The sequence below is a fragment of the Kurthia huakuii LAM0618 genome, from assembly GCF_000505545.1.
Lineage (GTDB): Bacteria > Bacillota > Bacilli > Bacillales_A > Planococcaceae > Kurthia > Kurthia huakuii.
Genome location: NZ_AYTB01000043.1, coordinates 1 through 15,907 on the forward strand (window position 1 = coordinate 1; position 15,907 = coordinate 15,907).

At 35.7% G+C, this 15,907-nt stretch carries 11 protein-coding genes; 9 read left to right on the forward strand and 2 right to left on the reverse strand.

Annotation, left to right across the window (positions count from 1 at the left end; translation table 11 throughout):
- Positions 1-194: 194 nt before the first annotated feature.
- From V514_RS0118375 to V514_RS0118390, 4 genes are read left to right on the forward strand one after another with little or no spacing between them, the layout of a single operon-like run.
- Positions 195-3,257 (forward strand): DEAD/DEAH box helicase, encoded by a 3,063-nt coding sequence (locus V514_RS0118375; protein WP_029501226.1) that lies wholly within the window; start codon positions 195-197, stop codon positions 3,255-3,257.
- Entirely contained in the window at positions 3,241-4,773 is a 1,533-nt protein-coding gene (locus V514_RS0118380) for a hypothetical protein (RefSeq protein ID WP_029501227.1), read from the forward strand. The genes V514_RS0118375 and V514_RS0118380 overlap by 17 nt, the downstream gene beginning before the upstream one ends.
- On the forward strand, positions 4,760-6,673 hold the full coding sequence (locus tag V514_RS0118385) for a hypothetical protein (protein WP_029501228.1): 1,914 nt from the start codon (positions 4,760-4,762) through the stop codon (positions 6,671-6,673). The genes V514_RS0118380 and V514_RS0118385 overlap by 14 nt, the downstream gene beginning before the upstream one ends.
- The gene (locus tag V514_RS0118390; protein WP_029501229.1) at positions 6,663-8,738 is read left to right on the forward strand and encodes a DUF2357 domain-containing protein; all 2,076 of its coding nucleotides are present in this window, start codon (positions 6,663-6,665) and stop codon (positions 8,736-8,738) included. Before V514_RS0118385 ends, V514_RS0118390 begins: the two co-directional genes overlap by 11 nt.
- A 280-nt stretch (positions 8,739-9,018) precedes the next feature.
- Here V514_RS0118390 and V514_RS0118395 read toward each other — a convergent pair whose 3' ends face one another.
- Positions 9,019-10,500: an amidohydrolase gene (locus tag V514_RS0118395; RefSeq protein WP_029501230.1), complete on the reverse strand. Its 1,482-nt coding sequence runs from the start codon at positions 10,498-10,500 to the stop codon at positions 9,019-9,021.
- A 317-nt stretch (positions 10,501-10,817) separates the two neighbouring features.
- On the opposite strand from V514_RS0118395, the gene V514_RS0118400 reads away from it, so the two are divergent.
- Positions 10,818-11,405, forward strand: a complete 588-nt coding sequence (locus V514_RS0118400) for a hypothetical protein (RefSeq protein ID WP_029501231.1) — start codon at positions 10,818-10,820, stop codon at positions 11,403-11,405.
- A 97-nt stretch (positions 11,406-11,502) separates the two neighbouring features.
- Positions 11,503-12,201, forward strand: coding sequence for a YjjG family noncanonical pyrimidine nucleotidase (locus V514_RS0118405; protein ID WP_029501232.1), 699 nt, complete (start codon positions 11,503-11,505; stop codon positions 12,199-12,201).
- On the opposite strand, the gene V514_RS19510 is transcribed toward V514_RS0118405, so the two are convergent.
- On the reverse strand, positions 12,179-12,568 hold the full coding sequence (locus V514_RS19510) for a LysE family translocator (RefSeq protein ID WP_051392509.1): 390 nt from the start codon (positions 12,566-12,568) through the stop codon (positions 12,179-12,181). The genes V514_RS0118405 and V514_RS19510 overlap by 23 nt on opposite strands.
- A 212-nt stretch (positions 12,569-12,780) precedes the next feature.
- Here V514_RS19510 and V514_RS0118415 point away from each other — a divergent pair, with 212 nt between their 5' ends.
- The 3 genes from V514_RS0118415 (at position 12,781) to V514_RS0118430 (ending at position 15,902) form a co-directional block, all read left to right on the forward strand.
- Entirely contained in the window at positions 12,781-13,764 is a 984-nt protein-coding gene (locus tag V514_RS0118415; RefSeq protein WP_029501233.1) for a ring-cleaving dioxygenase, read from the forward strand.
- A gap of 1,160 nt (positions 13,765-14,924) precedes the next feature.
- A complete protein-coding gene (locus V514_RS0118425) occupies positions 14,925-15,386 on the forward strand; it encodes a hypothetical protein (protein WP_029501234.1) in 462 nt (153 codons plus the stop codon).
- 108 nt (positions 15,387-15,494) lie between these two features.
- Positions 15,495-15,902 (forward strand): MerR family transcriptional regulator, encoded by a 408-nt coding sequence (locus V514_RS0118430; RefSeq protein ID WP_029501235.1) that lies wholly within the window; start codon positions 15,495-15,497, stop codon positions 15,900-15,902.
- The last annotated feature ends 5 nt before the right edge of the window (positions 15,903-15,907 follow it).

The following is a 15,907-nucleotide window of genomic DNA, read 5'->3' on the forward strand; positions in this document are numbered from 1 at the left end:
AGTTGACGCAATAAGGTAGAGTTTTTAGACACGTCCTAGTGAAAACTTAATTGAAAAAATTCGAACTAAAGCAAAAGAAGAGACACAACTGTTAAAACAAGCATTGCAGCGAAGTGGACAAAAAGAACGTGAATTGAAACAACAAGTAAAAGATTTACAAGATGAAATAAATAAGGAATAAAGGATGACAGTTAATGTATCGGTTGAAAAATAACGGCTTACAAAATCAAGTGTCATTACAAATTCAGCATGCTTCTGAAAAATGGGTAGGCCAAGAGGTAATGTTCCGCATTTGTGATAATACGATTCATGGCTATATTGCGGGTGAATTTATTGGCGCGCTTCATGATAGAAAGGAGCTGCGTCTTGTGCAATATTTACTAGAACAGCAGCATGTTTTTTATGCATGGGTAGAATCCATCTACAAACGAAATATTGTCGTCGCGATTGCACGACCAACAGAATTGATCCGAGAATTGGAAACAGTCTCAATTAACTTGGGCGTTAAAGCAGGCGTGGTTCAAGATTTACAGCGATATACGCCATTGCATGATTACCCGTTTAGCTTCCAGTATGGTGCCTTGTATATTGCACGGGAAGAATCAAGTGGGTTGTATTATTTATTTAGTAACGAGCAACCAAAGCAACAAGAAAATCGCGTGCTTGTCTTACGTTGGAAGCAAGATCAATTATTTGTAGAAGAAGAGCGTCGCTTAAATTATAAAGCTTTAAGCCATCAGCGTCTTTTAGCACAAGCAAAAGTTTTTGATGCGCAGCTCACTTTTTATGAAACAAATGAGCAGCGCCCACTTAACGAACAAGTGCGTTTTCCATATTATTTTGAAAAATCGACGCAGTATTTAGCATCTTGGAATGAATATTTACGATTTGAACAGCAGTTATTAGAGCAAAAAGCAACTCGTTGTGGAATGTTGGCATATGAACGCTATGAAATGATTTATGGAAAACTTATTTTTCATTTAAAAGGACAGCATGATTTAAGCCCTTGGTATGAAGAAGTAGGCAATGTACAGGTTGAGTTAAAAGGAGAGTCAGCGAGTTTTTCTTTTGGAACACTGCGCCGTGTTACAAATAAAACGGTCGAAGTGGATTGTTTTTATGATGATTCATTGGAGCAAATGGTTATCCCAAATCATGGTGAGTTAATCGTTAGTAAAAGTATGGGACAAACGATGATGAAGCGCCGACAATCTGCATTAGATAAAACGTTGAGTGGCCTAGCTGTATTGCCAGATTTAGGTCAAATTTTAAGCGACCCAACCTGTGTGGAAAATCATTATCGCGTCGATCATCGATTTCCAATGCCAACTGTACCGAGGCTCTTAAATAATCAACTGGCGGACTTATATCAAGAACAAGCGCTTAATGCAGCACTTAATACCGATAATATTATGCTTATTCAAGGACCTCCAGGCACAGGAAAAACAGCGGTTATTCAAACGTTAATGAAATGCTTTATTGAAATTGGTCAACAAGAGATTTTATTGACATCGTACCAACATTTAGCTGTAGATAATGCGATGGAAGGGTTAGCGACAAGCGGTATGTTAGCACATCGATTTGGTGGAGATACGCATATGGACCAAATGCTAAATAGCTATAAAAAAATTGTTCAAATGATTGTAACACCATTGAAAAACAATGATGCGCTCTATACCATATTAGAAGATGAGCACTATAGTCAAACCATCGCGACAATGAGTCAAAGTTTAATGCCTTATATTGAAGGACTAGATTATCAAAAAGTACAGCAACTGGCACAATTAATGGCTAATTTAGCTGATGAAGAGGCACTTTCTGTACAAGCCTACTTGGCACTTTTCCCGTTACAGCAAGCTGTTGAAGAAGCACAGCAAGGCACAATGGATGCTATGCCGCTGAATGCTACATTGTATGAAGAATATGCAACTCTTCAAAAACAGGCGCAACAATTAACGAGTGCAGATGTGAAGAAGTGGAAAAGTTTCTTGGAAAAATTGCAACCTGTTATGAATGCTAATCAACTAACACAAAGTATGCAAACATTTAAGCAAGTAAAGCGGGCACGACAAGATCTCGTGATGATAAAAAATGATAATGCCTTACAGCAACACTTCATGGAACAACTCGCCATGTTAGATGAGCAATGCAAAATAATTGTCGAAAGACCATCGGCAGCTAATGTACATACATATGAACCTTTAGAAAAAATTGTGAAAGAAGTTATTATTGAATTGCAAACACTAGAGTCACAAAGTGAGGCAGAGAAGTTAACAGAAGAGCAAAAAATTATTAAAGATTATACACAACAACTTGAAAATGACCCTTTAAATTTAGCTAAATTAGTAGGACGATATGCACAAGTAAAAGGTGTCACTTGTCAGCAAGCTGTTGCATATAGACATGGATTATACGATACCATTTTTGATGTCGTCATTATCGATGAAGCAGCGCGGGCTAACCCACTTGATTTGTTAATCCCAATGGCTTTAGGTAAAAAAATTATTTTAGTCGGAGATCATAAACAACTACCGCATATTTTAGAGCCAGCATTTGAACAAGAGCATGAATTAGTCGATCATTCGTTTGAAGAGATTTATAAAAAATCATTATTTGAGCGATTATATCAACAATTACCAATAACAAAAAAAGTAATGTTAACAAAACAATTTCGGATGACACCTGTAATTGGTGAATTGGTCAGCCGACTGTTTTATGATGGACATTTAGAGCATGGCTTAACAAGTGAACAACTAGTAAATGATACAGGAATGTATAATGAACGCGCGATTGCATGGTTGGATATTCCATACCATGTTGGTGGAGAACAAGGTCGCTATATCAATAGGGAAGAAGCACAACGAATTATTACAGAAGTACGTCAATTATTAGAAAAAGCACCGCAATACGATGGGCGGATTGGCGTTATTACGTTTTATAAAGAGCAACAGCAACTGCTTGAAACAATGCTTGAAAGTGCAGGACTGCAAAAACGCGTGCAATGTGGGACAGTAGATGCTTTTCAAGGAAAAGAGTGTGATGTAATTTATCTCTCAACCGTGCGAAGTAATCAGCATAAAAAAGTATATCGTGCACTTGGATTTTTACGTTCACGCAATCGATTTAATGTTGCGTTGTCACGTGCACGGCGCTTAGTCGTTATTGTTGGAGACGCTGCAACATTGCGTCAGGAGCAAATGTTTGCAGATGTTTATACGTATATAGAGGAGCATGGTTATATTGGAAACGATTATTAATTTTAGGCAAGGAGAGCAACAGCTTAATCAAATCACGCGCGATTATACACAAATTGCTTATTATCCAATTGCGGCGGTGCCGATTAAATTATGGGTTGTACAAAATCCTAATTTATCAATTTTAGCTGAGACGCTCGTAAAGTTAATTCATGTCTGTGGCCCGATTGCTTTTGAACCTTTAATGATGAAAATGAATATCCCGACGACTTGGTATGACATGATGCATTATGAAATGGCGGACCTTCTTATAAAGGGTTTAATTGAAGAAGAGCAAGGACAGTATAGCGCACGGCAATCAGAAGAATTAACAACGTATCAATATGAACAAGGTTATATGATTTTTGACGCGATTCAAGGGAAGTTTTTCAATTATATTCATATAGGTAATTTATATACAACGGGTGAAGAGATTACACAATTCCAACTTGAAGAAAATGTTGCGATGAACCGTACTTATTATGATAGTCCGCGCTGTGATGAATTAATGCATTTAGCTGTTCATGAATTTAATGAAGCACAAAAACATGAAATTTTTACCGGAGATCGTGCAGCAGATATTATGACAGATGACACGGCAGTTCCAGCTGAAATAGCTAATGTACGTTTTGAAAAACAACCGTATTCCTTTGTGAAAAAAGGATTTATGCCGATTCGCGTGTTTGTACCAGAGGAACAACGTAAAAATATAAATTGGAAAGAGCAACTTCAACAACAAATGGTCACTGTGATGTCTCCATTCTCTAATAAAGAATCGAGTTATTTGCGAGAAGTGCTTCGTCATCAAAAAGAAGGACAATTTTGTATTGAATATGTACTCGATGAATGTGAGCAAACGATGTATGATTTTGAATTTGATGATGAAGAAACGGTAGAAGCATCAATTATTCAAGCGTTAGCACAAGCAAAAGTATCTAAGGGCATTTACCCATATTTATATAGCGCTGAGAAGAAGTGGCTCGATGTTACGCAGTCAAAAAAATGTTCAATTGCGACATTAGCAGAAGGTATTAATGGATTTAATGTTGTAATTGAAGGGGTTTTAAAAGAAGTGCTAGCGACATTTAACATAAAACATGTGACGATTCCTACAGCTTGGAAATCAACACATGACAAAGACTTTAGTAAAAACGTTACAAAAGCGCAGTTTTTATCAATTTATGAACAATTGCCACGTGCATTGAAAAGTAATTTACATAAACTGGTCCATGAAGTAATCGAACGAAATCATATTGAAAAAACGTATGACCGGTTAAGTGGTAATCGAGATTTAGTAGCCTTTTTGTTAATTGTTGATTTACTTCATGAAAAAAAATGGCTTCAAAAAATTGAACAACGCGTAGCGATTTTATCAGAATTAGATGAAATTGTGTCATTAAGAAATAAATATAGTAGCCATTTTAATGAGGAGTCTCAGTATATGACATCACAGCAATGCGAGGAGAAATTGACATATGTGCGCTTGCATACATATGAACTTATTCGCTTTTGGGAGGTAGAAGAAGATGAAGTTATTTGAACAAAATACAGAATCAGAAGATAAACTAACACTGTTGCGACAAAATTATCAATTACTTGAAGAGAAGTATCGCGACCATCGAAAAAACACAGTAGAAGCAAAAAATGAACTTCAAGCACTCAAAAATCAATATGAAAGCGTTTCAGAAGATTTGGCTGAAACGACGCGCCAACTCATGAATGAGCGACAACAGCAAGAGCGTTTGGTCGAAAAAAATACGAAATTAAAAGAGCAATTAAGACAACAGCAACAAGTCATTCAAGAATTTCAAGATGAACGCGAAGATATACAAGAGTTGCGTCAGGAATTAGACGAAGAAAGTATGGAACTCGTTGCACAGCAAAAAAGATTGGCCGAGCACCAACAAAAACAGGCAGCATTTAATGATGCAAAAAATAATAAATTAATGGCACTAATTGAAAAAATCGAGTTTGAAAAACAAGAGCTGCAATCTCAAGCACGCGAATCACAACGACTTGAAACAAAGGTGAATTATTTAGAGCAGTCGATGCAACAACAAGAAGCGGTAATTGCATCGTATATTAAAGCAAATATTCAGTGGGAGCATTTACATCATATTCAAACGCAGCATGATGAGATGACGCGCAAAGCAGCTTATTTAGAAGAAGAAAATCAACGTTTAAAATCAACACTTGCAACAGCACAAGAATTTATGGAACAAACGACGCAGGAGGCTGAGCGTGCTCAAACAGCAGAACGGCAAATGACTTTCTATAAGGTACGTATGCAAAATTTAGAACGAGAAATTATGCGCTATCAAAAACGTGAGCAAGAGGCAGTTTCAGATGAAAGTCGCATCTTTGAAAGCTTCCAACTTTTAATTGAACAGCATCAAAAAACAGAAGATACGTTGCTAAAATATCCCGGGGACTCCGCTGTTGTGAAGCGCATTATGAACGTTGCAGCACAAGGGAATTACGAATTTTCAGAAGAAATTATTCAAGCATTTATTGCGGCAATGCGCAGTACGCGTTTTATGATTTTAAAAGGACTTTCCGGTACAGGGAAAACAAGTTTACCTAAAATTGTAGCGCATGCACTTGGTGGTGTGTGTGAAACAATCGCGGTACAACCAACTTGGAAAAGTAAAACGGATTTGATTGGTTTTTATAATCATTTCAATGATCGATTTATGGCGACACAATTTACCGAAGAATTATTTAAAGCGCAACTACCTGAAAATCGCGACCGTTTTTATTTCATTGTATTGGATGAAATGAACTTAGCGCGTGTCGAATATTATTTTTCTGATTTCAACTCAAAGCTAGAGCTTGAGCAAAGTAAACAAGTAATCGAATTATTCGATACAATGGGGCGCACAACAGGTACGCTAGCAGAGTATATTGTCGATGGCAATAAATTAAGAATTCCACCCAATGTATTTTTTATTGGAACAATCAATGAAGATGATTCAACGTATACATTAAGCGATAAAATTTATGACCGTGCACAAGTATTGGATTTCCAAGCAGCATTAAGTCATAAAGTAGGGAATATGGAAGCAGTAGACTCGGAAGCAAGCGTACGTTTTAGCGATTTCCAAGCTCAAAATATGGCGTTACAAAAACAAGATGTTTCGGCAATGATGCAACCAATTAATGAAGTGATGAAAGTACTGAGTGAGGATTTATTTTTAGAAATAGGGAATCGTCCCCGCCGTCATATGCGTACATTTTTACAAACGTATGCACAAAATAATTGGCCAAAAGTACATGCTAGAGACTTACAAATCGTTTCAAAAATTGTACCTAAAATTATGCCAAGTTATGATGAAGAATTTGAAATTGCTATGGATAAAATTATCGCCATCATACAACGTGATTTACCAAATTCACAAACAGCTAAAGCAATAAGTAAGGTGAAGCGTAATGCAAGATAAGATTATGCTTTATGTTCGTAATAGATGGCAACAGGAAGAATTTCGACCATATGATGAGCGTCAAACGATGAATTTATATGAAATGGATTTTTATTTGCAATTTTCCAATTGTAGACCGCATAAATTAAAATTAAACGACGCGTTATTTCATACATTTGATGAAAAAGAAGACATTTATTATTTTACGCTTGCTACAAGCAAAGCGGCAACATTAGTAGTGGAGTATGAAGAAGATGGTACATTGTATCACTGGCAATGTAGCTTAAATATAGCACGTGGATTGCAACCAACGGCTTATTGCCTAGAACAAATTCAACAACAATATTTGACGTGGAAAAATAGTTTTTTAGATACAGCTACCATTTTACAAGTTGATAAAGTTGAATTAGCAGATTTTTATGATAATCGTAGTTGGGAGGGCATGTTTCAAAAGCTACAGGAAAGTTTTGAAAATCCTGAAAATACCGACATGTGGTTTTATCATTATCGTCAGGAAATCACACGCCATCTACAACGTATTTTACGCAACCCTAAAAAGCGCTTAGATACCGAAGAAATGCTCGTTAGTGCGGCTGAAATTGATAAAATTACGCCGCGTACGATGCAACATTTTATGCAAGATACTACGACGTGGGCGAAATCTACAGTCAACCGTCCCGTTCCTCAAAGGTTGATGAAGGAATTTAATGAAGAATCCATAGATGTGCTTGAAAATCGTTTTGTTTTAACATTTGCTTATCGTTTAGAAAGAAAAATTCGAAAAACATTAAAGCAATTACAGGATGATTTACATACAATTGAACTAAATCTTTTAAATAGCCATACACAATTAGAATTGGATATTTTGCGAGCGATGGCAGAAGAAGAAACGTATCGCTTAACGAACTATAAGGAATTTTTTACGCAAGTGGAACTTCAATTACGAACATTATATAAATTAACGAGACAAACCATTCGACAGTTTAGTCAATTGCGTATACTACATGGCTATATTCAACCGAATCAAGTGCTTTTATACAACAAAGATTATAAAATATTGTATCAATTGTACAATCAACACTTATTACAGCAAGAAAAAGTGCAACGGTTACATGATTGTATTGATTATCAAACGTATTATACAGATCAAGTTTTTTTACATATGCTTCATTTTTTACAGAGCATGAAGTTTGTTGAAACAACGCCAATTGTTTTTAATATGAGTGCTAACTTAGAGGACTATATTTTTACACGTGAAGATATGACATTTTCGTTGCAAAAAGATACGATATTGATTGACATCACACGCCGCCACCGTAGTTGTGAAATTGATTTGCAAATGACGCGTTTAGATACGGAGCAGCAACAACAAGTACGATTTATTCCAACAGTTGTACAATTCAGTGAAGCTACGACCATGTCGCAAATTGATCAATTATATACGCATCAAGAACAAGTAGATACGTTTATTGTCTACCCTACAAATTCACAAGCCGATTATGAACGACATATGCCATATGAACAATTGCATAAAGTGTTTACATTGGGAACAAATTTTATTGATTCAACAATGTTTCAAAAATATGGTGCTATGAAATATGGAGTATTTCCTTTTACACAAAATGATTTATCAAAACGTGTATTTGAACGTTTCATTCGCCTGCAATTATTTAAATTGGGTATTCGAAGCCATTGTTTCATGTGCGGTTCACGAGGACAGTTGCAGCGAAAGAAGGGTGACGAAGAAGAGTATATTTGTGAAAACTATGATTGTCGTTGCGAATGGGGAATGCGCCGTTGTTCATGTGGCTCACCCATTTATAAAATGCAAAAAGCAATGAAAAAAGAACGTTGGCTATCGCCTGAGGAAGAAGAAAGTGCACGCTCAAAGTCAGATGTTGATTGGTTATTTGAGCAGGAGAGTAAACAAGCAAGAATGGCACTTGCCAATTTATGTGAAAATGCACATCGAGGAAATAGTTTTTTTGCAGTATGTCCTAATTGTGGAGATTGTCAAGATGAATCAAGCCAAGGAAGAATCTGCAAGCGTTGTGATGCGAAAAATCGCTGTTTAACGATGAAATAAATTAGACGAGGGCCCCTAGAATCATCTAGGAGCCCTCTGTTTGTTGCTAATTTTCTATGTTGTATCGATCCCATCTTCGGGAGAATATTATTTTAAAAAATTATAGACCGCGGTAATTTTCATTGGATTATTTTCTAACTTAAGCAACACGAACCCTACCTGCTTTCGCGTCCTTGCAACTCCGTGGTTGCGCCAGAATGAATAAGTATGTTCAAAAATACTCATAAAATGCCATACAAAATCAGCAAGAAACTAATTATCTCATAAATGGAGAATGAAATCAATGGGTGACAGCTTTTCGTTCGAAAATAATTTCTCCATTTAACATCGTCATCGCTACTTTTGTTGTTAAAATGTCTTTTGGAGCAATAGTAAATAAGTTTTGGTCAAAGGCGATAATATCGGCGTATTTTCCTGCTTCAATCGTACCGCCCTTGTCTTCATTAAAACAGCCATATGCTGGCACTTGTGTATAGGCACGCAGCGTTTCAGCCATCGTCATTTTTTCATCAGGTCCCCATGGTTGGCGATACGTATTATCCATACGTGTTATTGCATGGTAGATTTCGCGCATTGGATCAATACTGACAACAGGGAAATCGCTACCAAATGCCACGTTTGCACCGGAATTTAATAGTGTTTTTGCAAAATAAGTGCGCGCAAAGCGTTCTTCGCCTAAGCGTTCTAAATAAACTTTTTGCTCTAATGCTGCAATATGATAAGGCTGCACAGAAGCAATTACATCTAATTTTTCAAAACGTCTAATGTCCTCGGGCTGAATGCACTCAATATGCTCAATTGTATGACGTGTGCCCATATGACCATTGACGCGGCGCGCTTCCTCAAAGGCATCTAATGAGAATTTCACAGCACCATCACCAATCGCATGTAATCGCACGCTAAAGCCTTCTTTATCGGCATCGACAATCCATTGTTTCATCGCTTGTAAGTCATATGTCGTTGTGCCAGCGTGATTGGCATCTGCAGAAGGCTCCACCATATACGCAGTATGACTTGTAATGACGCCATCAACAAATTGCTTGAGACCATTCATTTTAATTTTTGGATGCTTGTAGAGCTGTTTAAAATGATGTGCTTCCGCTAAGTCGCCATCCATACGTGGTTGTAAATAGACGCGCGCTTTGAGTTGTTGCTCTTTTTCTAATTGCAGAAGCAGTGAAAAATCATCTAAAAACTCCGAGAATGGGGCATACATATCATTAATCGACGTAATACCGGAACGCGCTGTTAAATCAAAGAATGTATGCAGCATCTCGATTTTCTCTTCGTCACTAAACGAATAGGCAATTTTTTGCACTAAATCTTGTGCTTTTTCAATTAAAATACCCGTTGCTTCACCAACATCGTTACGCACGATCTCACCAAATTCGGGATTGCTCGTTGTCTCGGTAATTTCTGCGATTTCAAGCGCCGCACTATTGACCCAGCAATAGTGACATTCCAAATGATTTAAAAGCACTGGGCGATTTGGAAAATGTTCATCTAGCAATTCTTTTGTTGGTAGTGCATCATCTTCCCAGCCACCATGATCCCAACCAAAGCCAATAATCCATGGCTTCGTATGATTTGCTGCATAATTTTTCACCTTTTGAATAACTTCATCAACCGATTTTGTATCATGGAGATCGACGCATACTAGTTGCAGAGCTCCGGTAAATAAATGCACATGAAAGTCATGTAAACCTGGCGTAATCAATTGTTCGCCTAAATCAACGATCGTTTCATTTCCTATTAATGCCAATTCATCGACGGAAACAGCAACTTGTTTAATCAGAGAATCTTCTATAGAAATCTAAAGCGAAAGTATGACTGTTATGATGTGGCAAGAATAATAGTGGAAGTTAGAATTTCAAGCTGTGATGATGTATAGCTAGTGTACTTGAAAAATAAAAAGCTGAAAATATTCAATAAATGAGAAATCGGCTATGAAAAGGTGTCGATTTTTAAAAAATGAGCTATTTTCCGGTGGGTTTTGTTGTCATAAATAAAAAATCGTATATTGAGCCTTTTTTCATGAAGTGCCATACTAAACGCACATAGCTAAAGGAGGTTTGAGTCATGCACAAACATCAAATTGATTTTCATTCAATGACACCACATCAATTAGGGGACACGTATCGGATAGAAGCATTACCTTATATTTATAGCTATTTAGACTCAGGAACGGATCAAGAAAGAAAAGCAGCGGCACTTGCTATTAAAAAATTTCGCTGGAAAGGGTACGAATGTCACGAAGCATTATCATTTTTAATTGCTAATTTAAAAAATAGCGTTGCCCAGACACGTTATCATACACTCAAAACATTATTATCATGGAAAAATTTATCGCGATATGAGGACCGTATTATGGAAGCAGCTATGGTTGAGCAAAAAGAATACAATAAAAAATTATTTACAAAAGTGATGAAACAAACACAAAATCAAGATTATATTGATTTGTGGCAAGAGGCGCTCAATCGAGAATCAGATGGCTTTGTGTGGCAACGCCCAGATGCTGCAACAAAATTAGTCGTCTTAAAATTATGCAGAATGCGCCATGATGAAGGCGTGCAGCCGCATTTATTGTTAGATTTAATTGAAGATGAATTGCTTGCTTCGTTTCCAGCAATTGAAAAAAGAACACCTCAAAAAAGAGCTCTTTTCTAATAGATCATCCCACTGCTTAATCAATTGTTCCCTGTGCATGCTATCGTAGATTCATTGTATAATGAATTTGTAATGTAAAGAAATGGTGGGGAATTAAATGAAGAAACAGTACGATGTTTTATTGTTTGATTTAGATGATACGATTTTTGATTTTCAACAATCGGAGAAAAGAGCATTTACGCAAGTTTTTGAAGCATATAATTTAAATGCTTTAGATTATTTAACGGATTATCAAGAAATCAGTAGTAAGCTCTGGTCACGATTAGAACAGCAGCAATTAACTTTAAGCGATTTAGGGACTGAGCGTTTTCAACAATTGTTTGATAAGCATCATCTAACATTGGATGCCAAAGCGTTTAATGATACTTATTTACATTTTTTAGGTATGCAACCATTTTTAATAACGGGTGCAGAAAATTTATTTCAACCATTGCACCATGTACGTATAGCTGCCATATCCAATGGTTTTGAACGTGTTCAAACGGCAAGAATTGCACTTTGTTCTTTCTCGGAAAAGTTTGAAGCACTCATTATTTCTGAAACAGTAGGTCATCAAAAACCGAGCCAGGAAATTTTTGATTATGCTTTTGAAAAACTACAGTTAAAGGATAAAAGTTCTGTATTAATGATTGGAGACTCGCTAACCTCAGATATTAAAGGCGGTCAAAATTATGGTATTGATACGTGTTGGTTCAACCCAACAGCGAAAGTAAATATTTCAGAAGTTCAACCAACGTATGAAATTCGACGGTTGAACGAGTTGTTAGCGTATGTTAAACCGCTGCCGATTTTGTAAATAAAAGCTTTATGCCAAAACCAATTAAAACGATGCCGGTTGTGCGCTCCATCCAAAGTTGAACCGTTGGAGATAATAACCATTCGCGAATATAATACAGACAAATAACATAAAGAGAAAACCAAATAATTGTACAAATAGCATAAGTGCTACCCTTTAATAGAAAATCACGTGTTGCATGACTTGAATCTGTCCTAAATTGTGATAAAAATGTTAAGAAAAAAACAATGACTTTTGGATTTAAAACATTTGATAAAAAAGCTTCTAAAAAGGCACCATGTTTCTTTTTAATGAGGGAGGCGGTTTCTGTACGCACTACTTTTTTTGCAAATAATGCTTTCATACCTAAATAAATTAAATTTAACAATAATTAGAAAAAAGATAAAAGTACTTCAGAAGGAATAATATTTATCCCTTCAGTCAGAATATTTTCTAACAAAAAGAAATTCATGTAGATAGCATGAGTTTCTTTTTTTTGTTTAAATCGTATACGTGTTGACAGAACAAAATTCACATGGTACTATATCTTTAAATTAAGATATTAAAAATAAAGATGTTTAAAAACAGGAGGAATAAACGATGAAAAACTTAAAAGGTATGCACCACGTAACAGCAATCACAAGCAATGCAGAAAAAAACTATGAATTTTTCACTTATACATTAGGAATGCGTCTTGTGAAAAAAACGGTCAATCAAGATGATATTCAAACGTACCACTTATTCTTTGCAGATGATGAAGGGAATGCAGGAACAGATATGACATTCTTTGATTTCCCTGGAATTCCAAAAGGCAGACATGGTACAAATGAAATCCACCGCACATCATTCCGCGTTCCGAGTGACGCTGCGCTAGAATATTGGGTAAAACGTTTTGATCGTTTAGGTGTGAAACATACAGGAATTGAACAACAATTTGATGTGAAAGTAGTAGCATTTGAAGATTTTGATGAACAACAATATCAATTCGTTTCAGATGAAACAAATGAAGGGCGACCATCAGGTAAACCTTGGGCAAACGGTCCTGTGCCAAAGGAATTTGCTATTACAGGTTTAGGTCCAGTTGTGATTCGTATTGCGGACATTGATTACTTCTCAGCTGTATTAACAGAAGCAATGGGCTACAAAAAAATTGCACAACAAGATGATGTTCACTTATTTGAAGTAGGTGAAGGTGGGAACGGTGCGCGTGTTATCGTCGAATTTAATGATCAATTATCACCAGGTATGCAAGGCTTTGGTACAGTGCACCATGCAGCATTTTGTGTTCGTGATAAAGAAGAACTTTTACAATGGCAACAACGTTTAGAAACAATTGGTTTCCGTACGTCAGGTTATGTAGATCGCTTCTTCTTTGAATCATTATATGTACGTGTAGCGAATGGGATATTATTCGAGTTTGCTACGGAAGGTCCTGGTTTCCAAGGCGATGAACCCTACGAAACGTTAGGCGAGAAATTATCATTACCACCATTCTTTGAACATAAACGTGAAGAAATTGAAGCGTTAGTACGCCCAATTGATACGGTTCGTAGTACAAAATCATTTGAAAAAGAATATGAATAATTGTTTGAAGGGAGCCCAATGTGGCTTCTTTTTTATTATGTAAATTAATTAGTTAATTTATAAAAATATTAATTGTTTAATTAATTTATTTATAAAGATGAGTTGCAATCAATCATTTCATCATCTTGTATATAGTGAATCAAACGAGCGATTCATTTCATAGCTACAAGGAATTTTGATGAGTACGAAATGCCGAAAGCAGATGATTATGTTCTTATGAAAATGTACAGTGCGCAAGAGGTATTAAATGCTAGTGTATTTATTTTGCAATGCTGACAGAAACGAATTTGTCGGCATTCAATTGCTTTTCATTGGCTTATCAGTTGTGTTGGGAGTTGCTGCTGCGTATTTAGTAATATAGCGAAAATATTTTACGAAATCGATGACTTAATTTTTGAAAGAAGTCGCAAAAAGCGGCTTCTTTTTTTTAATTTTCTAAAACAAAATGAGCTATCAGAAATCGCTCATGAGCTCAAGTAGCGTGTTTTGGATACGACATATTTAAGAATAAGTGACAAAGAATGTCTATTCGCGCATGGAAAAATCTTTTTTTAACAAATATCCTGTATATTTTGTCAATAAAAAAATTTATTTAGTAATAAAAATCAAATAATTATCAATTTTACGCAATGTATTCTCCCCATTTTGGCTAAAAATAGCGAAAAAGTATCCCGTAGAGCGTCTCTAACGGGCAGTTTCAACACAAAAAAGCTGTGTAGTTATTTTGAGTATGTCATTTATTTAAAAAAGATAAAATGCGACAACTAACTTGGATCGAAGCAAAGCGCGTGTGTGGAAATAACCATTTGACAGCTTGAAATAAGCTAAAAAACGGTTCTAACGGGCTTTTTTTGTTCGTTTTAAAAATTTTTGTTACGAACTTTTATCAATTATCGACAATTAATATGTTAACTATTTTTGATAAATCGATTTTTTAAAAAATCTTTAGTAAAGAAATAGGTTTATTTACATAGTACTGACACTTATTTATTGATATGTTGTATCGAAAACACGCTTTTTGAGGTCATAGCCAAATCTGATGAGTAATTTTGCGAAAATGAATTAATTATTAAAAATAATGGAGAAAAATAATAATTAGCAGGTGGCAATTTCACAGAAACCCTAAGTATGATAAAAAATAAATTTTAGGAGGAGTTATCATGGAGATAGAGGAAATTTTATTGCTTGTGCGTAAGAAGGCTCAGCAGTTCCACAAGCAGTACACACCAACAAAAGAGCAGGTGAAAAAGAATCGTTTATTAAAAAAATGCGGATATAGTATAGGAAATGTCAAAAGGGGGAGCTATCATAATCGTTTTCAATATTACTTAGCTGCATATGCTGCAGCATTTAATGCTGTAGGTGTATTAGAGTATGAGGTGTTGAATGGGCGTATAGATGTTATGTGGCAGTTTTATAATGGTGAAAATTTTGTTGCGTTTGAAATAGATACTAGCAACAAATTGAAATCAGTTCAAAAGTTGTTAGATGTAGATGCTATGCATCGCGTTTGGATTTGTTCAGCTCCGGTTGTAAAACGAGAGAAATTTGAGGTTTTTGGTGAAGTGACGATGAGCGAAATACGTAGAGGTAATCGAGTCGTGCGATGTATTTATATTTGATTAATTTTTTTATTTTTTTAAAAATTTACTTTTCAGAAAATTTAGATTATTATTACTCCTAATAAAACTTATACAAAAAAATATATAAGTTTAGGAGGTGCGCAGCTAATGAAGTATATGTCTATAGGTGAAGTAGCAGAATTATTGAATGTTACTTCTTCAACATTACGCCGTTGGGAAAAAGAAGGAAAATTAGTACCGACTATTAGGACAGCGGGTAGCCATCGGAAATATCAAATTGACGAGGTAAGATGTTTTTTAGAAAATAGCATAAAGGAAAAACAAAACCGTTTTGTAAAAGAAAATAAAGAAAATGTTTTACGAGCAATCAACCAGTTAGCCGATGGAATTGTAACTTTACATGATAGACAGTTAAAAGATGGGATAAAACATTTGCCGAAAAATTGGCATGACGCAACGAGTTTTTTATTTCATTACAGTAATCAGTCAAAAAGTGAAGTTGTTTTCCCCACGGATTTGACTAGGTTCTGTCTAAAAACTATTTCCACCCCATGATATAA